Source organism: Streptosporangium sp. NBC_01810 (assembly GCF_035917355.1).
Lineage (GTDB): Bacteria > Actinomycetota > Actinomycetes > Streptosporangiales > Streptosporangiaceae > Streptosporangium.
Genome location: NZ_CP109070.1, coordinates 7933107 through 7953968, shown reverse-complemented (window position 1 = coordinate 7953968; position 20862 = coordinate 7933107). Strand labels below are relative to the sequence as shown.

Annotated in this window: 20 protein-coding genes; 11 read left to right on the top strand and 9 right to left on the bottom strand. The window is 70.3% G+C overall.

Annotated features, from left to right (window positions below; genetic code table 11):
• Positions 1 to 147 precede the first annotated feature (147 nt).
• On the top strand, positions 148 to 930 hold the full coding sequence (locus OIE13_RS36030; RefSeq protein WP_326644565.1) for a PaaX family transcriptional regulator: 783 nt from the start codon (positions 148 to 150) through the stop codon (positions 928 to 930).
• 33 nt (positions 931 to 963) lie between these two features.
• Positions 964 to 1746 carry an enoyl-CoA hydratase-related protein gene (locus OIE13_RS36025; RefSeq protein WP_326644567.1) on the top strand — a complete coding sequence of 261 codons (783 nt, stop codon included), beginning with the start codon at positions 964 to 966 and terminating at the stop codon, positions 1744 to 1746.
• 187 nt (positions 1747 to 1933) lie between these two features.
• Here OIE13_RS36025 and OIE13_RS36020 read toward each other — a convergent pair whose 3' ends face one another.
• Both OIE13_RS36020 and OIE13_RS36015 read right to left on the bottom strand, forming a co-directional pair.
• Positions 1934 to 2491 (bottom strand): DNA-3-methyladenine glycosylase I, encoded by a 558-nt coding sequence (locus OIE13_RS36020; protein WP_442811720.1) that lies wholly within the window; start codon positions 2489 to 2491, stop codon positions 1934 to 1936.
• A 44-nt stretch (positions 2492 to 2535) separates the two neighbouring features.
• A complete protein-coding gene (locus tag OIE13_RS36015; RefSeq protein ID WP_326644569.1) occupies positions 2536 to 3120 on the bottom strand; it encodes a hypothetical protein in 585 nt (194 codons plus the stop codon).
• 41 nt (positions 3121 to 3161) lie between these two features.
• On the opposite strand from OIE13_RS36015, the gene OIE13_RS36010 reads away from it, so the two are divergent.
• A complete protein-coding gene (locus OIE13_RS36010) occupies positions 3162 to 3680 on the top strand; it encodes a hypothetical protein (protein WP_326644571.1) in 519 nt (172 codons plus the stop codon).
• On the opposite strand, the gene OIE13_RS36005 is transcribed toward OIE13_RS36010, so the two are convergent.
• From OIE13_RS36005 to OIE13_RS35990, 4 genes are all read right to left on the bottom strand, one after another.
• The gene (locus OIE13_RS36005) at positions 3657 to 4244 is read right to left on the bottom strand and encodes a TIGR00730 family Rossman fold protein (RefSeq protein WP_326644574.1); all 588 of its coding nucleotides are present in this window, start codon (positions 4242 to 4244) and stop codon (positions 3657 to 3659) included. The genes OIE13_RS36010 and OIE13_RS36005 overlap by 24 nt on opposite strands.
• Positions 4245 to 4276: 32 nt before the next feature.
• On the bottom strand, positions 4277 to 5047 hold the full coding sequence (locus tag OIE13_RS36000) for a TIGR00730 family Rossman fold protein (protein WP_326644576.1): 771 nt from the start codon (positions 5045 to 5047) through the stop codon (positions 4277 to 4279).
• Positions 5048 to 5342: 295 nt separating this feature from the next.
• Positions 5343 to 6404, bottom strand: a complete 1062-nt coding sequence (gene dapE, locus OIE13_RS35995; RefSeq protein WP_326644578.1) for a succinyl-diaminopimelate desuccinylase — start codon at positions 6402 to 6404, stop codon at positions 5343 to 5345.
• Positions 6405 to 6457: 53 nt separating this feature from the next.
• Entirely contained in the window at positions 6458 to 7318 is an 861-nt protein-coding gene (locus OIE13_RS35990) for a 2,3,4,5-tetrahydropyridine-2,6-dicarboxylate N-succinyltransferase (RefSeq protein ID WP_326644580.1), read from the bottom strand.
• 115 nt (positions 7319 to 7433) lie between these two features.
• Here OIE13_RS35990 and OIE13_RS35985 point away from each other — a divergent pair, with 115 nt between their 5' ends.
• The gene (locus OIE13_RS35985; protein ID WP_326829354.1) at positions 7434 to 8207 is read left to right on the top strand and encodes a hypothetical protein; all 774 of its coding nucleotides are present in this window, start codon (positions 7434 to 7436) and stop codon (positions 8205 to 8207) included.
• 160 nt (positions 8208 to 8367) lie between these two features.
• Here the strand turns inward: OIE13_RS35985 and OIE13_RS35980 are convergent, their stop codons facing one another.
• From OIE13_RS35980 to fdxA, 3 genes are all read right to left on the bottom strand, one after another.
• On the bottom strand, positions 8368 to 9003 hold the full coding sequence (locus tag OIE13_RS35980) for a DUF4178 domain-containing protein (protein WP_326644584.1): 636 nt from the start codon (positions 9001 to 9003) through the stop codon (positions 8368 to 8370).
• A gap of 47 nt (positions 9004 to 9050) precedes the next feature.
• Positions 9051 to 10130, bottom strand: coding sequence for a succinyldiaminopimelate transaminase (gene dapC, locus OIE13_RS35975; RefSeq protein ID WP_326644586.1), 1080 nt, complete (start codon positions 10128 to 10130; stop codon positions 9051 to 9053).
• A gap of 140 nt (positions 10131 to 10270) precedes the next feature.
• Positions 10271 to 10597, bottom strand: coding sequence for a ferredoxin (gene fdxA / locus OIE13_RS35970; RefSeq protein WP_326644588.1), 327 nt, complete (start codon positions 10595 to 10597; stop codon positions 10271 to 10273).
• A 109-nt stretch (positions 10598 to 10706) separates the two neighbouring features.
• On the opposite strand from fdxA, the gene OIE13_RS36910 reads away from it, so the two are divergent.
• The 7 genes from OIE13_RS36910 to cysS all read left to right on the top strand — a co-directional run bounded on the left by OIE13_RS36910 (position 10707) and on the right by cysS (position 20782).
• Entirely contained in the window at positions 10707 to 10943 is a 237-nt protein-coding gene (locus OIE13_RS36910) for a putative acetyltransferase (RefSeq protein ID WP_442816031.1), read from the top strand.
• Between the two features lie 112 nt (positions 10944 to 11055).
• Positions 11056 to 12117 carry an ABC transporter substrate-binding protein gene (locus OIE13_RS35960; protein ID WP_326644591.1) on the top strand — a complete coding sequence of 354 codons (1062 nt, stop codon included), beginning with the start codon at positions 11056 to 11058 and terminating at the stop codon, positions 12115 to 12117.
• Between the two features lie 125 nt (positions 12118 to 12242).
• A complete protein-coding gene (locus tag OIE13_RS35955) occupies positions 12243 to 12998 on the top strand; it encodes a class I SAM-dependent methyltransferase (protein ID WP_326644593.1) in 756 nt (251 codons plus the stop codon).
• Positions 12999 to 13108: 110 nt separating this feature from the next.
• On the top strand, positions 13109 to 15328 hold the full coding sequence (locus tag OIE13_RS35950; RefSeq protein WP_326644595.1) for a hypothetical protein: 2220 nt from the start codon (positions 13109 to 13111) through the stop codon (positions 15326 to 15328).
• A 3-nt stretch (positions 15329 to 15331) separates the two neighbouring features.
• Positions 15332 to 17389 carry a UvrD-helicase domain-containing protein gene (locus tag OIE13_RS35945; protein WP_326644597.1) on the top strand — a complete coding sequence of 686 codons (2058 nt, stop codon included), beginning with the start codon at positions 15332 to 15334 and terminating at the stop codon, positions 17387 to 17389.
• A gap of 49 nt (positions 17390 to 17438) precedes the next feature.
• On the top strand, positions 17439 to 19286 hold the full coding sequence (locus OIE13_RS35940) for a sigma factor-like helix-turn-helix DNA-binding protein (protein WP_326644599.1): 1848 nt from the start codon (positions 17439 to 17441) through the stop codon (positions 19284 to 19286).
• Between the two features lie 107 nt (positions 19287 to 19393).
• Positions 19394 to 20782: a cysteine--tRNA ligase gene (cysS, locus tag OIE13_RS35935; RefSeq protein ID WP_326644600.1), complete on the top strand. Its 1389-nt coding sequence runs from the start codon at positions 19394 to 19396 to the stop codon at positions 20780 to 20782.
• Positions 20783 to 20862: the final 80 nt, after the last annotated feature.

The following is a 20862-nucleotide window of genomic DNA, read 5'->3' as shown; positions in this document are numbered from 1 at the left end:
CCCGAGGGTGGCCGACGCATTCACGTCTTCTGTGATGTCCTATTATCCCGCCTCCGCACGGAGAATGGGAACGATCAGTCTCAGCGTCGGCTCATCCGGCGATCAAGACCGTTGTCCGAGACCCCTCAGACGGCCAAACTTGTCCTCGTGAACGCCCGCGCCGCTCTCTTCGATCTGTACGGGGACCACCTCAGATCCCGAGGCGGTCGTGCGTCCGTGGCCGCCCTCGTTCGACTGCTCGCCCCGCTGGACATCGCCGCCCCAGCCGTGCGCACCGCCGTCTCGCGGATGGTACGGCAGGGTTGGCTGGCGCCCGCCCGGCTGCCTCGGGGCCCCGGCTACGAGGTCACCCCCAAGTGCGTGCGCCGCCTCGACGAAGCCGCGCTGAGAATTTACCGAGTTGGGACGATCCCCTGGAACGGCCGGTGGCACATCCTCGTGGTCGGCCCCGTGCGCGAGCGGTCCAGAAGGGAGCGCCTGCGGGCCGAGCTGTCCTTCATCGGGTACGCCCCCCTGTCCGAGACCACCTGGATCGGGCCCCGGCCCTCCCCCGAGCTGGAAACGATCCTCGGCGGCGGGGGCGTCGGCGCCGACCGGTTCGACGCGGTGCTCGACGGTGACCCCGCGGCACTGGTCGCCAGGACATGGGACCTGGACGGCATCGGTGCCGCCTACCAGAGCTGGCTGGCCCAGGCGATGGACCTGATCGGCGAGCTGCCCGACGGCGCGAGCGACGCCCGGGTGTTCGCCGCCCGCAGCAGGCTGCTGCACGGCTGGCGCAACTTCCTGTTCCGCGACCCCGGGCTCCCAACCGAGCTCCTGCCGCGAGGCTGGCCGGGGGAGCAGGCCAGAATCTACTTCGAACACGAGGCCGGACGGCTGCTCCCAGCCGCCGCCGCCTTCGTCGACCGCCACCTCGGCGAGCCGTAGCACGCGGAGCCGAGAAGCCTGAAGGAGCCTTTGTTGAACGACGTTCTCCACTCCATCGACGACGCCGTCGCCACCATCGTCATCAACCGGCCGGAGGCGATGAACTCACTGACCTCTCGGGCGAGGGCCGCCCTGCTGGAGGCGCTGACCGCGGCGTCGCAGGAGCGCGCGGTGCGGGCGGTACTGCTGACAGGGGCGGGGCGGGCGTTCTGTGCCGGCCAGGACCTGAGCGAGCACGCCGCGAACCTGGAGGCCGGCCGGGGCCTGAACGACACGGTACGTACGCAGTACAACCCGATCGTCCGCACGATCACCGAGATGGACAAACCGGTCGTCGCGGCGGTGAACGGTGTCGCCGCGGGCGCGGGCGCCGCGCTGGCCTTCGCCTGCGACCTGCGAATCGCCTCGGAGAAGGCCAGGTTCGCGATGGCCTTCTCCGGCATCGCCCTGGCCCCGGACTCGGGCGCCTCCTGGACCCTGCAGCGCCTGGTCGGCGCGGGCCGCGCGGCCGAGCTGCTGCTGCTCGGCGAGCCCCTCGGCTCGGCCCGCGCGCTCGAACTCGGGATCGTCTCCCAGGTCGTCCCGGCCGACGAACTGGACACCGCGGCCCGCGCGCTGGCCGTACGGCTGGCGCAGGGCCCCACCGGCGCCTACGCGGCGGCCAAGCACGCCCTGCGGTTCGCCGCGTCCGCCTCCCTGGCCGAGACCCTGGAGCTGGAAGCCGACCTCCAGGACGCCTGCGTCAAGACCGACGACCACCTGAACGCGACCCGCGCCTTCCTCGCCAAGGAGCGCCCTGTCTTCCAGGGCCACTGACGACTCTTCCGGGGCCACTGACGACCTTTGGCCGGTGCCCGCCGGGAACCGGTCGGCCGTCGCCACGGATGACCCCGCCGAACCGCCGCGTACGTGCCGGCGGGGAACTCCCGGCGTCAACGGAGCCCGGCCGCGCGGACGGTGCGGCGCTCGCGCGAGGCTCCCCTCGCTCGCGGCGGGGAGGCCGTCAGGCGCGGCGTGTCCAGCAGTCGGCCAGGTGGTCGTTGACGAGGCCGATGGCCTGCATCAGCGCGTAGGCGGTGGTCGGGCCGACGAAACGGAAGCCGCGTGACTTGAGCTCCCTGGCCAGCACCTTGGAACCGGGGGTCTGGGCGGGCAGGTCCGCCGGGATCTTCGGGACCGGCGCGCCGGGGTCCGCGTGACTCCAGACGAGGTCGGACAGGCCGATGCCGAGCGCGGCCCTCGCGTTGGCGATCGTCGCCTCGATCTTGGCCCGGTTCCTGACGATGCCCGCGTCTCCGAGCAGGCGGTCGACGTCCCGCTCGTCGAAGGCGGCCACGGCCGAGATGGAGAATCCCGCGAAGGCGGCACGGAAGTTCTCCCGCTTACGCAGGATCGTGATCCATGACAGGCCGGACTGGAACGCCTCCAGCGTGATCCGCTCGAACACCCGGTCGTCACCGGTGACCGGGCGACCCCACTCCTCGTCGTGGTAGGCGACGTAGTCGAGGGCCGAGGTCACCCACCCGCAGCGCACGAGCTCCACGGGTGCCACGGGTGCCACGAGCTCCACGGGTGCCACCGGCACAACGGGGCGCGAGGTCTCGGTCAACGAGGCTCCTCCTTCTCGTTCTTCCCGGGCCGCTCATCGAGGTGGACACCGACGGCACCGGAGGACGGCTCCGGCGAGGCTCCGGAAGGCTCCTCGCCCACCGCGGGCCCGGCCGCGTCGGGGAGCCGGTACGACACCTCGCTCTCGACGAGCGAAACGGCGGACGACCCGCCGGAACGCTCCTCGCCCACCGTGGACCTACCGTGGCCGGAGAGCTCGTACGGCGCCTCAAGCTCGTGCAGAGCGGCGGACAGGCCGCCCTTGAGCTCGTGGCGGGCCTGGAGCCTGCCGGCGAGCAGCTCGGACACCCGCTGCTCCAGCACGGCGATCCTGGTGTCTCGCTCGCTCAGGGCGCCGGCGACCCGGTTCAGCGTCTCGTCCACGCTCTGGGTGTGATAGCCGACAAGGCTCACCGGGAGCTGGAGTGCCATGAAGTCGACAGCACCGAGCTGGCCGCCCTTGGGCAGGTCCAGCGGAGGCACGTCGGGGGCGAACTCACTCAGCTCACCTCCTCGGCCCATGGCGACCATCGTGACACCGGCGATGACGGCTACGGCAGCGAGGGCTAATACGACCAGCACATACGAATCGTGCCACAACTCCGCTGACCTAGGATCGGGTCGTGACTCCTCCGTTCCCTGAAGAGAGCAGCCTCCCGCCGGCCTCGGTCGAGGTGGGCGACGGCCAGGCTCCGACCTCTCCGAGCGGGCAGACCGGGGCGGGAAGCCGATCCGTCCGCGAGGTGGCTCCGGCAGCACTCCCAGCGATGCCGACGACGGCTCCCGTCGTGCTCGGCCCCGGCGACCCGGGCGAGCCCGGCTGGGTCGAGGCCCACTCGATCGGGGAGGTCGAGGAGCTCGTCCGTACCGGGCACACCGTGGTCGTCACCCCCGCCGACTTGGCCGCCACGGCCGCCACGCCCCCCAGGAGGGCCGGGAGGGCCGTCGAGGAGGCCGACGCCACCGCCGGAAGCGAGAGGGACGCCGAGGCCGCGGAGCTCACCGCGGCCTCGATCTGCGCCTGGGCGGGTGCCCGCGTGTTCCGTACGAACCGCCGGGAACAGGTGCGGCTCGCCGTCGAGATGACCGACTCCCTCGCCGGGCGGCGTCCACCCGCGCTAACCCGCCGTGGCCTCGCCTAGTTCCTCGGCGCTCGGTTCCAGGTGCCTGGTCGACTTCTCCAGCAGCCGGAACGCCTCGTCGACGGTGGCGGTCCAGGAGATGGCGTCGAAGACGTTCGGCCGGGTGAAACCCGCCTCCTGCATGCCCTCGACCAGGTCCCGCAACGGCCGGTAGATGCCCCACGGGTCGAGAACCACCAGGGGCTTGTCGTGCAGGCCCAGCGTGCGGGACGTCCAGATCTCGAACAGCTCCTCCAGCGTCCCGATGCCGCCCGGCAGCACCAGGAAGGCGTCGGAGCGGGCGTCCATGACACCCTTGCGCTCGCGCATGTCGCCGGTGATCACCAGCTCGTCGGCCTCCTCGTCCGCGAGCTCGATGTCCACCAGCGACTGGGGGATCACACCCACGGTGCGGGCGCCGCCCGCGCGGGCCGCGCGGGCGATCGTACCCATGCAGGAGACCTTGGCCCCTCCGCTCACCAGGTCGTGCCCGCGCCTGGCGAGCTCGGCACCGACCTCTTCAGCCAGTTCCTGATACTTCTGGTCGATTCTCTGACTCGACGCGAGGAATACACAGATGAACACGTCCCGACCTTATTCGGCATCGCCGGGGGTGGTCACGGCCTTCTCCGCTCGTCCCTCGCCCGCCCGATCCTGTTCTGATCGGCCTCCACGATGATCCGGACCGCCTCATCCACGTCGTCGGTGACGTGGATGAGGTTCGCGTCCGACGCGGAGATCTTGCCGGTCCCCACGAGGGTCTTCCTGATCCAGCCGATCAGGTCGCCCCAGAACTCGGTGCCCATCAGCACCACGGGGAAGGAGGTGACCTTCCCCGTCTGGACCAGGGTGAGCGCCTCGAACAACTCGTCCAGGGTGCCGAACCCGCCGGGCAGCGTGATGAAACCGCAGGAGTACTTCACGAACATGGTCTTGCGGACGAAGAAGTAGCGGAACTCGACGCCGAGGTCGACGTACTCGTTCATGCTCTGCTCGAAGGGCAGCTCGATGCCCAGGCCGACCGAGACGCCGCCGGACTCCGCCGCCCCCTTGTTGGCGGCCTCCATGCAGCCGGGGCCGCCGCCGGTGATCACGGCGTAGCCCGCCTGGGAGAGCCTCGTGCCCAGCTCGACCCCCATCTCGTACTCGGGGGTGCCCGCGGGGGTACGCGCGGATCCGAAGACGGTCACGGCCTGGGGCAGCTCGGCGAGCTGGCCGAAGCCCTCCACGAACTCGGCCTGGATCCGCATCACCCGCCAGGGGTCCATGTGCAGCCAGTCGGCCGGACCTCTCCTGTCGAGAAGCCGCTGGTCGTAGGTGGAGTCGGAGACGAGGTCACCGCGGACCACCGCGGCTCCCTGGCGGCGTTCAGGACGTGTTTTCTTCATGCGGGACACCGTAGTGCCGTCCCGGAAAAATCTTGAAAAATCTCCATGAAAACATGGAACCGGATTTTGACGGGGGCGCGTCTAACTGCCGAGGGTGCTGCTCGGGACTGAAAGTGGCTTTCCCCGCCAAATGGCCGGCGAGGAAAGCCACTTTCATTTGCATCCGGCCCCGCTCCGGCCCGGCCCGGCGCAACCGCCCACGTCAGGGAGGGGCGGATCCCACACGCCGGGGACCGCACAACACCGTGAACGGCACAACCGTGAACGGCACTCCTGGCCCGGTGAGTCCGGCCTTTCAGGACAGCCAGCCGAGCATTCCGCGCTCGCAGTCGGCGATCTTCTTCAGTGACACGAACTCCCCCTGCTGGTGCGCCATATTCGGATCTCCGGGACCGTAGTTGACGGCGGGCACGCCGAGACCGGCGAAGAGCGAGACGTCGGTCCAGCCGAGCTTGGCCCTCGGCGTGCCCCCCACGGCGTCGACGAAGGCCGCCGCCACCGGATGGGTCAGGCCGGGCCGCGCGGCGGCGGCGCCGTCGGTGAAGCGGACCTCGTACCCCTCGAACACCTCGCTCACATGGGCCCGCGCCTCCTCCAGGAACAGGTCGGGGGCGAAGCGGTAGTTCACGGTCACCACGCACTCGTCCGGGATCACGTTGCCCGCGACGCCACCGCCGATGCCCACCGCGTTCAGGCCCTCGTGGTACTCCAGCCCGTCGACGACGGGGAGCCTCGCCTCGTAGGCGTTCAGGATCGCGAGCACCGGCTGGGCGGCGTGGATCGCGTTGACCCCGAACCAGGACCTGGCACTGTGCGCCCGCTTGCCCCGGGTGACGACCTGGGCCCGGAGCGTCCCCTGGCAGCCGCCCTCGATCGTGCCGTCGGTGGGCTCCATGAGCACCGCGAAGTCCCCGGCGAGCCAGTCGGGATGCCTGCGGCTGAGCCCGAGCAGGCCGTTGCGCTCGGCCTCGATCTCCTCGCAGTCGTAGAAGACGTAGGTCACGTCCCTGCTGGGCTCGGGGAGGGCCGCGGCCAGCTTCAGCGCGACCGCGACGCCGGACTTCATGTCCGAGGTGCCACAGCCGTAGAGCAGGTCGCCCTCGACGCGGCTGGGCAGGTTGCCGGCGACGGGGACGGTGTCAAGGTGCCCGGCGATCACCACCCGCTCGCCGCGGCCCAGATGCGTACGGGCCACGATCGACTCGCCGTCGCGCTCGACAGTCAGGTGCGGGAGGAGCCGGAGGGCATCCTCCACGGCGTTGGCCAGTGCCTTCTCATCGCCGCTGACCGACTCGACGTCCACGATCCGGGCGGTGAGCTCCCCGACATCCTGTGTGAGATCCAGACGCGTACTCATGTCCGCGACCCTAGTGCCCGCGAGGGATCCCGCCGAGCCCGACCCCGCCGGCCCTATCCGTGTCCGTGCAGCATCCGGTCGAGCTCGCCCCTGCCGGGCCGGTGGCCCTCCTCCAGGCGCTCCAGCACCAAGACGCAGCGCAGGCCGAAGGTGCCACCGGGAAACTCGCGCCACCGGGTGCCCTGCGCCGCCACACACCAGTCGGGGACGCGGCCGCGGCCGAGTTCCTCTCCCGTCCGCACATCGACGACCGGGGTCGAGCCCGACAGGATCGTCCCGGCGCCGACCACGGCGCCCCGGCCCACGCGGGCCCCCTCGGCGATCACCGCACGGCGGCCGATCAGCGCGCCGTCCTCGACGACCGCGGGTGCGGCCCTGGAAGGCTCCCACGGGGCACCGGCCCCCTCCTCGCCCACCTGGCCGCCCGCCTCTCCGACGCCGACCCCTCCGGCCAGGTGGACGTTCTTGCCGATCTGGGCACACGAGCCGATCGAGACCCAGGTGTCCACGGTGCTGCCCTCGTCCAGATGGGCGCCGATGTCGACGAACGAGGGCATCAGCACCACACCTCGTGCCAGGTAGGCACCCCAGCGGGCGATCGCCCCCGGCACGACGCGGACCCCGTCGACGGAGGTCTTCAACGGAAGGCGGTCATGGTGATGGAAATCACCCACCTGGGACCTGGCCATGCCGAGCACCCGGAACGCGAGCATGACAGCCCGCCGGGCGCGCTCGTCCACAACCACCTCGCCGGTAGGGGAAACCTCCGCCACCCGGGCCTTTCCGCCGTCGAGCATGTCCACCGCGCTCACCACGACGGCGCGGGCCTCGGTGTCGGCGGGGCTCAGCTCGGCCCGGCGCCACCACAGCTCGTCGACGGCCGCGGGCAGCGGGCTGGCATCGCTCTGGGTCATGGGCCGGAGCCTAGTGTTCACAGCGTTATCACAGGCTGAGCAATCGCTGGGGGCCTGTAGGTTCTTGACCGTGCGAAGGCGCTTCTCAAAAGGGGTTATCGCGATCATCGCGATCGTGGTCGTGCTCGTGGTGGCCATCACCGCGGGTCTGTTCACCCTGCTCAAGCGGGCGAAACCGTTCGTCGACCTCGGCGAGGGGTGCAGGGTCACGACTCCGGAGGGCTCGCTGGACTTAGATATCTCGCAGGCCCAGGTGGCGGCGGCCATCGCGGCCGTGGCGGCTCGCAGGAGGCTGCCCGAGCGGGCCGCCGTGATCGCCTACGCCACCGCAATTCAGGAGTCGAAGCTGGAGAACCTGAGGGGCGGCGACCGCGACTCGGTCGGCGTGTTCCAGCAGCGGCCCTCCCAGGGGTGGGGAGAACCCAGCCAGCTCATCGATCCCGTCTACGCCTCGGAGAAGTTCTTCGCCGAGCTGGTGAAGGTGCGGGGATACCGGGAGCTGCCGCTGCACGAGGCGGCCCAGGCCGTGCAGCGTTCGGCCGACGGGTCGGCGTACGCCCAGCACGAGGAGGACGGGAAGATCCTCGCCGCGGCGTTCACCGGACGTGTCCCCAAGGCCGTGCACTGCTGGTTTCCCGCTCCCTCGGGCAAGACCCCGCGCCCTGACACGGGCGAGGCGAAGCGCGAGCTCACCAGGGCGCTCGGGGCCGCGTTCGAGGCCCCCTCGCGCAGGCGCGGCTGGCTGGTGGCCGGCTGGTCGGTCGCCCACGCCAAGGAATTCGGGCTGACCGGCATCCGCTACGACGGCCAGTCGTGGGTCTCCGTGAACGGCCACGACGGATGGAAGCCCGACCCCAAGGCGTCCGCCGGGAAGATCGAGCTCTCCTAGACGTTCTTGTGCCGGTAGACGTTCTGTTCCGGCCGTTCCAGTGCCGGTAGATGTTCTCGTTCCGGCGTTCCAGTGCCGGTAGACGTTCTGTTCCGGCCGTTCCAGTGCCGGTAGATGTTCTCGTTCCGGTCGTTCTCGTGCCGGAGCCGGAGGCGCCCCGTCAGACGCCCTTTTTCTCGATCCTGATCGTGCCGGGGGGCAGGGGCTCGGCGTGCGAGGATCTCCAGCGCTGGCCCTGCAGGCGTTCGAAGCTGAGCAGGCGGCCGTCGGCCGCCCGGTAGTCGGCGAAGTCGAGCAGACCCCGCTCGGGCATCGAGGTGACACCCTCGCCACGGAAGGCCGCCGTGCCACGGTCGACGGGGAAGAAGTCGACCCCCTCGACGCTCAGGGTGGTCTTGGCGGGGATCATGCCCTCGGTGGGCACCTGCGTCCACAGCAGCACCTCCAGGTGCGGCGGTTCACCGGTCGCCAGGCCGTCGCGCATCTGGATCGACAGCCACTGGTAGCGGCGGTTGCCGTCGTCGAGGAGGTACTCGGTCCACTGGGTGCCCTGCCACGACAGGTACAGGGCGCCGAGAACCCGGCTGCGCACCCCCTGGCATTCGATCGCGTCGCCGACCTTGATCGTACGAGGGTCGGGATAGTCGATGCCGACACGGCCCATGGCCGGTTGGGGCGGCTGCGCGGCCCCAACCGAGGAGGGGGGGGTCTCGCCGGGAGGCTCGGAGTCGTCGGCCCTCCTGTCCTGACGCGTCGTCGCGAAGAACGCGCCGAACAACAGGACAAGGGTTGCCACACTCAATCCGAGTATCACAGCGACCTCGGGGGTCATGCCGCGCGATCCTACTGGAGGCGGCGCACTGCCGCACTGATGCGTTCGTCGCCGGCCGTCACGGCGACTCTGATGTGCCCCTCGCCCGCGGTCCCGTAGAAGTCGCCGGGAGCGACCAGGATCCCTCTCTCCGCCAGCGCGCGGACCTGCTCCCAGCAGCCCGTCCCGTTGGACGCCCACAGGTACAGACCCGCGGTGGAGTGCTCGATCTTCCAACCGGCCGCCTCCAGGGCGGGACGGAGCGCCGCGCGGCGGGCGGCATAGCGGACCCGCTGTTCCTCGGCGTGCTCGTCGTCGTCCAGGGCGACGGCCATCGCCGCCTGGACCGGCGCGGGCATCAACATGCCGGCGTGCTTGCGTATCTCCAGCAGCCGCTTGATCAGTGCGGGGTCGCCGGCGACGAACCCGGCGCGGTAGCCGGCCAGGTTGGAACGCTTGGACAGCGAGTGCACCGCCAGCAGGCCCTCGTGCGAGCCACCGCAGACGTCCGGGTGCAGGATCGAGACCGGCTGCTCCTCCCAGCCCAGCTCGATGTAGCACTCATCGGAGGCCACGACCGTCCCGCGCTCGCGCGCCCACGAGACGACCTTGCGCAGGTGCTCGGCGGGCAGGACCTTACCCGTCGGGTTGGACGGGGAGTTGACCCAGAGCAGCGGCACCCGCTCGGGCCCGAGCGCGAGCAGCCCGTCGGCGGCGTACGGCTCGGCGCCCGAGAGGCGGGCTCCCACGTCGTAGGTGGGGTAGGCCAGCTCGGGGAAGATCACTCGTTGCCCCGCCCCGATGCCGAGCAGCGTCGGCAGCCAGGCCACGAACTCCTTGGAACCGATCAGCGGCAGCACGTTCGCCTGGTCGAGGATCACTCCGTGCCTGCGTCGCAGCCATCCGGCCGCGGCCGAGCGAAGGCGTTCGGAACCGTGCGTCTGCGGGTATCCGGGGCTGTCCGAGGCGTCCGCGAGCGCCTGGCGCACGACGGCGGGCACCGGATCGACGGGAGTGCCCACCGACAGGTCGACGATCCCGTCGGGGTGCGACGCCGCCAGTTCCTTCAGCGGCGCGAGCCGGTCCCATGGAAAGTCCGGCAGACCGATCATCGGAGCCTCGCGGAAATGTTCGGGTTCTCTGACCGGTCGGGAATGGCGCTCACTTGAATCAGCCGTCGTCTTTCGCTCTATCGGAACTGGCGATGGCACGCACCGGAGGAGCGAGTCCTCGCCCCTCCGGCACAGGACACCTAGTGGCTCTCGGCCTGCGGGGGCAGAGCCGCGACGACCGGGTGGTCCTTCTCGATCTTGCCGACCTTGGAGGCGCCGCCAGGCGACCCCAGGTCCTCGAAGAAGTCCACGTTCGCCTTGTAGAAGTCCTTCCACTGCTCGGGGAGATCGTCCTCGTAGAAGATGGCCTCCACCGGGCAGACGGGTTCGCACGCGCCGCAGTCGACGCATTCGTCAGGGTGGATGTAAAGCATCCGCCCTCCCTCGTAGATGCAATCGACAGGGCACTCCTCGATGCACGCCTTGTCCAGGACGTCCACGCAAGGCTGCGCGATGACGTAGGTCACCTCGGGCTCCTTCTTCTTTACGCACCTAGGCACGACTTCGACCGCGGGTTGCTTAGCCCTAGTATTGCCGGGCCTGCCACGTGTCTGAAACGGGAGGGGGCAAAAGTCGATGGCCCTTGGTTTCGGTGCCCACCTGAATATCACCATAACCCCCTCTGACGTGGGCAAAAGAGTCACCACGCGGAGACGGGTTCCCGAGGGATTCCGGGACGCGGTGGGCGAGCTGGAATTCTGGCGGGACGGGGTACTCGGCGTGCGCAAACGGGACGGCACACTGGTCGAGATCGGCGAGGAGACGCTCGCCGCGGCGAAGGTGGTCCAGGAGCCTCGGCGTCCGCGTGCCTGAGGCGCCCGCCGGCACGTTCCGGTAAGCCGCTCGCCAAGACACGTATAAGCCGTCCGGTAGGAAGGGCCGCGCCTGCTCGACCAGGCGAACGACAGCGGAGAGTATTTTCTCCGTGACCGTACGTATCAGCGCCGCAGCCGCCGTGATCCTCACGGCCACGATCGCCGGATGTGGCGCCCCGGCTCCCCAGAACGTCCAATTCCCGCCGGTCAACACCCGGGCCGCCTCCATGAAGGAGGGCTTCTCGACGATGGAACGCCTCGTCGAGGCGGCCAAGAAGGAGGGGACCCTCACGGTGATCGCGCTACCGCGCGACTGGGTGAACTACGGCGAGATCATCGACACCTTCGCCGAGGAATACGGGATCAAGGTCGACCAGCTGGAGCCCGACGCGAACAGTGCCAGGGAGATCGCGGCCATCCCCGCTCTCAAACCCGACGTGTTCGACCTGAGCGTGGACGTCGCCGTGGCCAAGTCCGACCTCTTCGCCCCGTACCGGGTTCAGGGCTGGCAGGACATCCCCGACCACCTGAAGGATCACAGGGGCGCCTGGTACGCCGGGTACGGCGGCTACATGTCCATCGGCTACGACCCGAGCAAGGTCGCGGCGCCCGCCTCCTTCTCCGACCTGCTGAAGCCGGGTCACAGCGTCTCGCTACCCGGCGACCCCCGGGAGGTCGCCGCGGCCTTCAACGGGGTGATGGCCGTCTCGCTCAGGGGCGGCGAGGCGAGGGCGGAACGAGGTGTGGAGTTCTTCCATCGACTCAAGGGGGCGGGCAACCTCGCGCCCAACCCCAAGGCGGCCTCGGTCATCGTCGACTGGGACTACCACAACGCCGAACGGGCGGCCGGCGGCAAGGACTGGAAGGTCGCGATTCCCGGCGACGCCGTGCTCGGCTCGTACTACGTCCAGGCCATCAGCAAGCAGGCCCCGCACCCGGCCGCCGCCCGGCTCTGGCAGGAGTTCCTGTTCTCCGACAGGGGCCAGAACCTCTTCCTGAAGGGCTACGCCCGCCCGGTCAGGATGGAGGCCCTCCAGATGCGCGGAACCCTGGACGAGGAGCTCGCGGCCAAGCTCCCCGCCACCAGTACGAAGCCCGTGATCCTCACCGTCTCGGAGATCGACAGGGCCAGGGCCTACCTCCAGCGCGAGTGGGCCAGAAAGGTGAGATGAGGGTGAGGCTGGTGAGACTGATATGTCGTGACTTCCCAGAGGCTCTAAAGTGTCTGGAGAGTACCGATAAGAGACCTTAGCGTCTCAGAATGTGAGCTGACGTCTTGCGATACGACACCCCTAGCTTGACGAGGTGGAACGCTCGCGCCTACGACAGCAGCTTTGGGTACGTTTCAGCACATGGCGCCCCCCTGGTCGAACTACTCGACCCGCAGCCGGGGGAACGCATCGTGGATCTCGGCTGCGGCACGGGGACGCTGACCGCCGAGATCACCTCCCGGGGTGCGCGTGTCCTGGGGATCGACGGATCACAGGCGATGATCGAAAAAGCCCTGGCGCAGTATCCGGGGCTGGACTTCATAGTCGGCGACGGCCGCGACTTCACGGTGGCCCAGCCCTACGACGCGGTCTTCTCCAACGCGGCCCTGCACTGGATGGGCCAGGAGCCGGATGCGGTGATCACCAGCGTCCGCGAGGCCCTCGCACCCGGTGGGCGGTTCGTGGCCGAGATGGGCGGGGCGGGCAACTGCGCCGCGCTGACGGCGGCACTGTCCACCGCATGGCGGGAGTACGGGCTCCGTGAGCCCGGCCTGCCGTGGTACTTCCCCACCCCCGCCGAATATGCCACGAGGCTGGAGAAAGGCGGCTTCACAGTCCGCCTGCTGGAATACTTTGATCGGCCGACCCCGCTCGACGAGTGCCCCAACGGGGCGGCCGACTGGGTGCGGATGTTCGCCGGTTCACTGCTCCAGGAAGTGCCGCCGGAGATGGTCGACTCGCTGCTCCACCGGGTGAACGAGCTGGCCGCCCCCGCCCTGCGGCGGGAGAGCGGCTGGATGGCCGACTACGTGCGACTGCGGTTCGCGGCTGTACGCCGCTGAACCGACCCAATGCGCCGCGGCGATTTGCCAGACTATGGTCTGTTCCATGAGTCTCGTTCCCGGCCACATGGAGTGACTCGGGCGGCTTAAGGGGCTGGTGAAGGGAACGGATGAACTTCTGTCTGAGTGACCTCGTGCCGCCGCTACGCTGGAGCGACGCGGCCACGATCCCACTTCTGCGCGACCAGCCGGACCTGCCGGACGCCTGGTGGCGGAGCCTGCCGATGGCCCACGTGCTCGCCGTACTGCCTCCTGAGAGGCTGGCCGAGATCCTCACCGCGCTCGCCCTGAGCCACTGGCCTGCCGCTACCGTGGGCGACGTGCTGCCCGCACTGCACGTCCTGGATCCGGACGAGGCTGACGAGCCCTGCACGGCCATAGCCCTCGACCGCGCGGGATCCTGGCCGGGTCTCCTCGCGCTGACCGGCCACGACCTGCGCGACCAGCCGTTCATCCAGCCGGTCCCGCTGCTGCACGCCCTTTTCACAGCGGTCTTCGCACGCCTGGCGGCTCCGGTCCCGGCGACCCCGCTCCCGGTCGCTTCGGTCCCGGTCGCTTCAGTCCCGGCGCCTGCCGCGCGGAGCGAGTCAGCCCCGGGCGAGTCCGATGCCATACCGAATGAGTCTGAAGCCACCCCCGCCCCCGTGCCGGGGACCGGGCCCGGCGTCGTGACGGAGTCCCCCGCCGAACCCCCCGCGCCCCCTGCCGAGAGCGCCACCGACCCGGAAGCCCTACCGGAGCCAGAAGCCCGGCCAGAGCCGGAAGCCCTAGCAGAGCCGGAAGCCCTACCGGTGCCCGAGGCACGTCGCGCGGCGGAGACCAAGGCGGAGACCAAGGCTGAGGCTGAGCCCGCTGCCGTCCCTGGATCGCTCTTCCAGCCCGGCCCGGCGAGGGACGGCCTGCCCACGGCCGACCCGGCGAGGAACGACACGCCCGCGGCCGGCATGGAAGCTCGGGCCGCCGCGTCAGGAGAGGCCCGGCCGACGGAGTCCTCCGCCGAGAGCGTGCCCGAGTCCGAGGTGGGTGCCGACGCCCCGGTCGAGTCGGTCACCGAGGCCGGCGAGGACTCCGTACCCGCCGACGCCCCGGAGGCGGCGGGCGCTCCCGAGCCGGAAAAGCCGGAGAAGGCCGTGCGGAGCCAGGGAGCCGAGCGGCCTGCGGAGAGCCTGCACGCGCTGGTGGACGGTGTCTTCGCCAACGTGGAGGACAAGCGCTGGGCGGTGGCGCAGAACAGGCTGTTCAGCGACACCCCGGCGACCGCGGAGGCGCTGGCCAAGCTCTTCGCGGTGCGGCCGGAGGTCATCTTCGGCATCGAGGTCGACCTGCGCCGGGAGCTCGGGGAGTGGATCGCCTCCGACGAGGCCGCCCCGTACCGGGAGCACCTGGAAGAGATGAAAAGGCTCCTCGGCAGGGCGGCACCCAAGGAGCGGCTGATCAACGCCGCCGACTGGCACACCCAGGAGCTGTACTCTCTCGACATACCGGCCTGGCAGTTCGTGCTGGCCACGCTCCCCGGTTACCACCTGGTCGACGAGTGGCTGGTGGAGGGCGACATCGCCGAGCTCCGCCACCGCACCCGCGACATGCTCAGCGAGGCCCCGCCGCCGCTGACCATCAACAAGGCCCTCGACATGGTCTCCTCGCTGGGCATCCACCCCGAGGTGTCCAAGGAGTGGCTGGAGAACGTTCCGCAGCTCCGCATCCTCGGCGCGGGTGAACGACCTCCCCAGCGCCCGAACGGCGTCCCCGCCCTGATCGCGGAGATGCCCGCCGGCGTGCCGAGGAAGAACGGGGAACCGGCGAAGGCACCCTTCCGCCCGCTGAAGGACGTCTCGCTGACCAGGCGCTGCTTCCGCCAGCCCGACGGCCGCTGGTGGCTGAGGATCGACGTCACCTCCGATCACCTGCAGGGCGCCGAGTGCTCGCTGCCCAGCGGGTTCGCCGCCTATCTCGGGATGTCACCCGGTGAGGGCCGCACAGTCAGCAGCGCGGTCGGCGAACTGGTCCTCAGCTGGCATGACAGGCCCGTGCTGGAGTCGCTCAGGACGCTCCTGGAGGACGTGGGAGCCAAAGAGGGCAGCCACCTGTTCCTGACCCTGTCGGACGAGGGGGTCCTGCGGGCCAGGCACCTACCGGCCTCGGAGGGCGAGGGCGAGGCGACGGCCCAGGCACTGAGGCTTGTCGGCTACACCGCCTCGGGCGGCACCCCGGAGCAGGCCGGGCGGGTCATCGCCACCCGGGTCGGCATGACAGGCCCCGTGGGCATACCCGACCTTCTCACCCGGCTGCGAGAACGCGGGGACCGCGATCTCCTGTCACTGTTGGCCTAGCTCATGCCCCGCCTCGCCATCTCCCCCGACTTCCCCGTCGAACTCGGCGCCCTGGCCCAGCCGGTGCGGCGGGACGTCGTGGTGTCGGCACGCAGGTTCCTGCAGAACGTGGCGGGTGCTCCGCACCCCGAGCGGGTCAGGGGGGCCAGGGACCCCCGGATCGTCACCCTGAGGCTGGCCGACCGCCACCGGGGTGTCGTGGTCAAGCAGCGGGACGTCTACTGGCTGCTGACCGTGCTGCCGGACGTGGAGGCGTGGGCGTACGCCCAGCGCTACCGGTTCGGCGTCAACACGGCGATTGGAGTGGTCGAGATGTGGGACGCCGAGGCGCTGGACCAGGTACGACCCGCGGTGCGCAGGGCTGCCGAGGCGTCCACGACACGGCTGTTCTCCGAGATCTGCGACAGTGACCTGGCCGAACTGGGGGTGGACGGCCGGTTCCTGCCGCTGGTCAGGCAGATCACCGACCAGCTCACCCTGGAGGCGCTCGAACCGCTCCTGCCTCCGACGCAGTACGAGCCGCTGGCGGCGCTCGCCAGGGGCGAGTCGATGGCCGCGGCCTGGCGGGAGTTGGAGAACTGCCGCGCCGTCGCCGCGGGGCCCGAGCCGATCAACCCCGAGGACTTCGGTGCCGCGCTCCTGCGCAGCCCGGACCGGGCCGTCTTCACAAACCACCCGCGCGAGCTGAACCGCGTGCTCGACGCGCCCGGCTGGTGCGTGTTCCTGCGGCCGCCTCAGCACCGGCTGGCGTACTGGGCGTCCTACCAGCAGCCGACGCTGGTCACCGGTGGCGCGGGCACCGGCAAGACGCTCGTCGCCCTGCACAGGGCGGCCTACCTGGCCAGGCGCGCGGGCGGCCAGATCCTGCTCGTCACCTTCTCCCAGAGGCTGAGCGCCGAACTCGCGGCCAAACTCGACGTGCTGATCGAGGACGAGATGATCCGCAAGCGGATCGAGGTCGGCAACGTGGACCGGCTGGCCCACCGCATCGTCGCCGAGGCCGAGGGGCGTCCGCCCTCGCTGGTCGGCGCCGCCGAGCTGACGGCGCTCTGGGGGGAGACGGAGACGGGCCACAGCCCGGCGTTCCTGCTGCGCGAATGGGAGCAGGTGGTACTGGCGCAGAACCTCCGGACGCTGGAGGAGTATCTGGACACCCCCCGCTCGGGCCGCGGCGTCGAGTTGTCGGCCGAGGAGCGCGTCGCCGTCTGGGACGCCATCGGGCACGTCACCGGCCGGCTGCGAGAGCGCGGCAAGCGGACCCTGCTGCAACTGGCCTCCGAGGCGTCGGTGCTGCTCGGCCAGACCACGGGAGACCTGCTGGAGGAGGCGGAGCCCATGCGGGAGCCGTACCGGCACATCGTGGTGGACGAGGCGCAGGACCTGCACCCCGCGCAGTGGCGGCTGCTGCGGGCGGCGGTGCCGCACACCCGCGACGACCTGTTCATCGTGGGCGACCCGCACCAGCGCATCTTCGACACTCGGGTGACGCTCAGCGCCGTCGGGATCGACGCGATCCGGCAGCGCCTGCAGGTGTCGTACCGGCTCCCGCAGGAGATTCTGTCCTGGGGGGTCCGGCTGCGCGGAGGCGGTCCCGCCGACGGGCTCGTCAACGGTGTGCAGGAGCTTTACGGCTTCCGGAGCACCCGGCACGGGCTCAGGCCGATGGTCCGTGCCTACGATTCACCACGAGATGAGCTGACGGGGCTGGTGGCACAGGTGGGACAGTGGGTGGATGAGGGCGTGACGCCCGAGGAGATAGCGGTGGCCGCCAGGACCGCCGGCCTCGTGCGTGACGCGCGGACCGCTCTGCGCGAGCTGGGGGTGCGAGTGACGACGCTGCACGGCATGAAGGGACTCGAGTTCCGGCGGGTCGCGGTGATCGGCGTGGGCGAGGGGATCGTGCCCGACCCCGACTCGCTGACCCCGGTCGGCGAGGATCCAGCCGCCAGGGCCCACGATCTCCAGCGGGAGCGTGGCCTGCTCTATGTCGCCTGCACCCGGGCACGAGAACTCCTTTACGTATCCCATTCCGGACGGGCGAGTCCCTTCCTTCCCAACTGACCACATAGTCTGAACTGCGGATGTAATCCCCTTTGCCGGTTGGACCTCAATGAACCTCAGCCTGAGCGACATCGCGCCACCTTTGCGCTGGACCTCTCCTGGCCAGGTAGCGCCGATCGCAACCGATCCACGCCTCCCAGAGGCGTGGTGGCAGGCGCTTCCGCTCGACAGGGCCTGCTCCACCATCGGGACGTCCGAGGTCGCCGGACGCCTGACCGACCTCGCCCTGACGTGCTGGGGTCACCTGATGCTCGGCGACGTCCTCCCCCTGCTCAGGTTCTCCGACCCCGCTTCGAGCGTGCGCACGCCCGAGGGGCTCGGCCGCGAGACGGTGCACAAGCTGTTCACCGGGGTGCTGGAGCGACTGCTCGAACCGGTCACCGAGGAGAGCGTCGCCCAGGTCCGCCCCGCAAGGCCCGACCGGCCGCTGCCCGAGCTGATCGACGAGGTCTTCGCCACGCTGGACGAGCGGCAGCGGGCCATCGCCAGGGACCGGCTCTACGCCTCCCAGCGGGCCACGCTCGACGACCTGGCCCAGCGCTTCTCCGTCACCAGGGAACGCATCCGGCAGATCGAGCGTGACCTGCGCGACCATGTCGAGGCCTGGCTCGCCAAGGACGACGCGGCTCCGCTGACAGGCCACGTGTCCTGGCTGCGAGGCCGGTTGGGCTCCGCCGTGCCCGCCGACGACCTGGCCGCGGCGGTGCCCTGGCACCGCACCGACCTGGCCACGCTGGGCATCCCCTCCTGGCGGTTCGTCAGGACCCTGCTGAGCGGATACGAGCAGGTGGACGGCTGGCTGGTCGCGGGCGGTTCGGACGAGCTCAGGGAGAAGACCCGGCAGCTGTTCACAGACGGGCCGCGCCCGCTGGACGAGGCCGTCACGCTGGTCAGCCAGCTCGGCATCCGCGAGGACGTGGCCGAGCGCTGGCTCATCGCGGTGCCCCAGCTGCGGGTGCTGGAGAACCACGTGGTGCCCTGGCCGCGCAGCGTCAACGACAAGGCCGAGGCCGTGCTCGCGGTGGCGGGCAACCCGCTGACGCCCGAGGAGATCCAGGAACGCATCGGCGAGGACTACAGCCTCGTCGGCATCCGCAACCAGCTCACCGCCGACGACCGGTTCCTGCGGGTCGACCGGAACAAGTACGGGCTGGCACGCTGGGGCGGCGAGCAGTATCTGGGCATCCGGGAAATGATCGTTCGGGAGATCGAACGCGCCAACGGCGAGGCGTCCGTCAACACGATCGTCACCAACCTCACCGCGCGCTACGACGTGAGCGAGAGTTCGGTCCGCGCGTACGCCGGCGGCCCCGGCTTCGAGCGCACCCAGCGCGGATGGATCCGGGTGGCCGGAGCCGAGCAGTCCGACTACCAGCCACGCCGCGACGTCTCGGAGACCCGGCGCTGCTTCCGCAGCCGCGACGGGCGCTGGTGGCACCGGGTGGACGTCAACGCCGAGCACCTGCGCGGCTCCGGCTCCCCGCTGCCGACCGGCTTCGCCGCGCACCTCGGCATGGCCCCCGGCGGCCAGCTGACCGCCTCCACCCCCTCGGGCGACGTGGTGATCAGCTGGCACAACCAGCCGACCATGGGCTCCATCCGCCCCGTGCTGATCGCCGCCAACGCCTCCGAGGGTGACCACGTCTTCCTGACCGTGTCCGACGGCGGCGAGCTGCTGACCCGCTACCTGCCCGCCGCCTCACCGGCGCTGCCCGCCCTGAACCGGGCGCTGCACCTGATCGGCTACACGGCACCGGTGGCCTCGGAAGCCGAGGGCATCCGCCTGATCGGCGCCCGCATCGGCCTCTCGGACGGCTGCACCCGCGATGAGGTGATCGCCCGCCTGCGCGACCGAGGAGACCGCGAGATCCTGGCCTTCCTGGAAGGCAGTGTCTGATGGCGCTCGCTCCGCTCGCGCGGGCTCGGCCGCGGCCGAGCCGGGTCCCATCGCGTGTTGTGGAGCCCGTCCTGTGTGGGGTGGGGTTGATTGCGTAGGCTCGGCGTATGTTGCGGCTTTATGACACGCGGAATCGGCGGATCGAGCGGATCGTTCCCGAGGGGAGCCGCTCGCTGCGGATGTACACCTGCGGACCGACCGTCTACAGGTCGGCCCACGTGGGCAATCTCCGGTCGTACCTGCTCTCCGACCTGATCAGGCGGGTCAGCGAGCGGCAGCGGGTCCGGGTGGTGGTCTGCCGCAACATCACCGACGTCGGTCACCTGGTCGACGACGCCGAGATCGACCCCTCCGGCGAGGACAAGGTACTCGCCCAGGCGAGGGCCGAGGGGCGCAGCGCCCTGGAGATCTCGCGCTTCTACGAGGGGACCTTTCTCGCGGACACGGCCGCGCTGAACATCCGGCCGCCCGAGCACTCGCCCCGGGCGAGCGAGACGATCGACCTGATGATCGAGATGATCGCCAAGCTGATCGAGAAGGGGCACGCGTACGCGGTGCCCGACGGGTCGGTCTTCTTCGACGCGGCATCCTTCCCGACGTACGGCGAGATCTCCGGCAACCGGCTCGACCAGCTGAGGCCGGGCCATCGGGTCGAGGGCGTCGATCCACGCAAGCGCTTCCACGCCGACTGGGCGCTGTGGAAGCCCTCGGACCGGGAGCTGACCTGGGAGACGCCGTGGGGCCGAGGTTTCCCCGGCTGGCACATCGAGTGCTCGGCCATGTCACTGCGGTTCCTCGGCGAGCGCATCGACGTGCACACCGGCGGGATCGACCTGCGTTTCCCGCACCACGAGGACGAGCGCGCCCAGTCCGACGCCACCGCCGGGCACGAGGTGGTACGGCACTGGGTCCACGGCGAACACCTGCTCTTCGACGGGCGCAAGATGTCGAAGTCCACCGGCAACGTGGTCCTGCTCAAGGACGTGGCGGACGCAGGCCTGGATCCGCTGGCCGTGCGGCTGGCGCTGCTTGAGCACCGCCACCGCCAGCAGATGAACCTCACCTGGGACACCCTGCGGGCCGCCGACAGGACCCTGCGACGCTGGCGGAGCCAGGTGGCCGAGTGGTCGGAGTCGCCGAGCAGCCCGATGCCCGCCGATCGGGTCTCCCGGATCGAGGCGGCCTTCGACGACGACCTCGACACCCCGCTGGCGCTCCGGCTGCTGCGCGAACTGGAACGCGACGGCTCGGTCGCCCCCGGCTCCCGCTTCGAGGCGTTCCTGCACCTCGACCAGATCCTCGCCCTGGACCTCTCCCTCGACATCGGCCGGTCGGTCAGGCCGAGGAGCCTGCCCGGAGGCGCCGCTGAACTGCTTGAGCAACGCGCCCGAGCCCGTGACGCCCAGGACTGGTCCACCTCCGACCGCCTCCGCGACGAGTTGGCCGCCCTCGGCGTGAAGGTCGCCGACACCCCGGACGGCCAGACCTGGTCCTGACGGTCAGGTGAAGATGTGCGTGATGACAGGGTCGCGTACGGAATCGGGGATCAGCCGATGATCGGCCAGGGAATCGACCT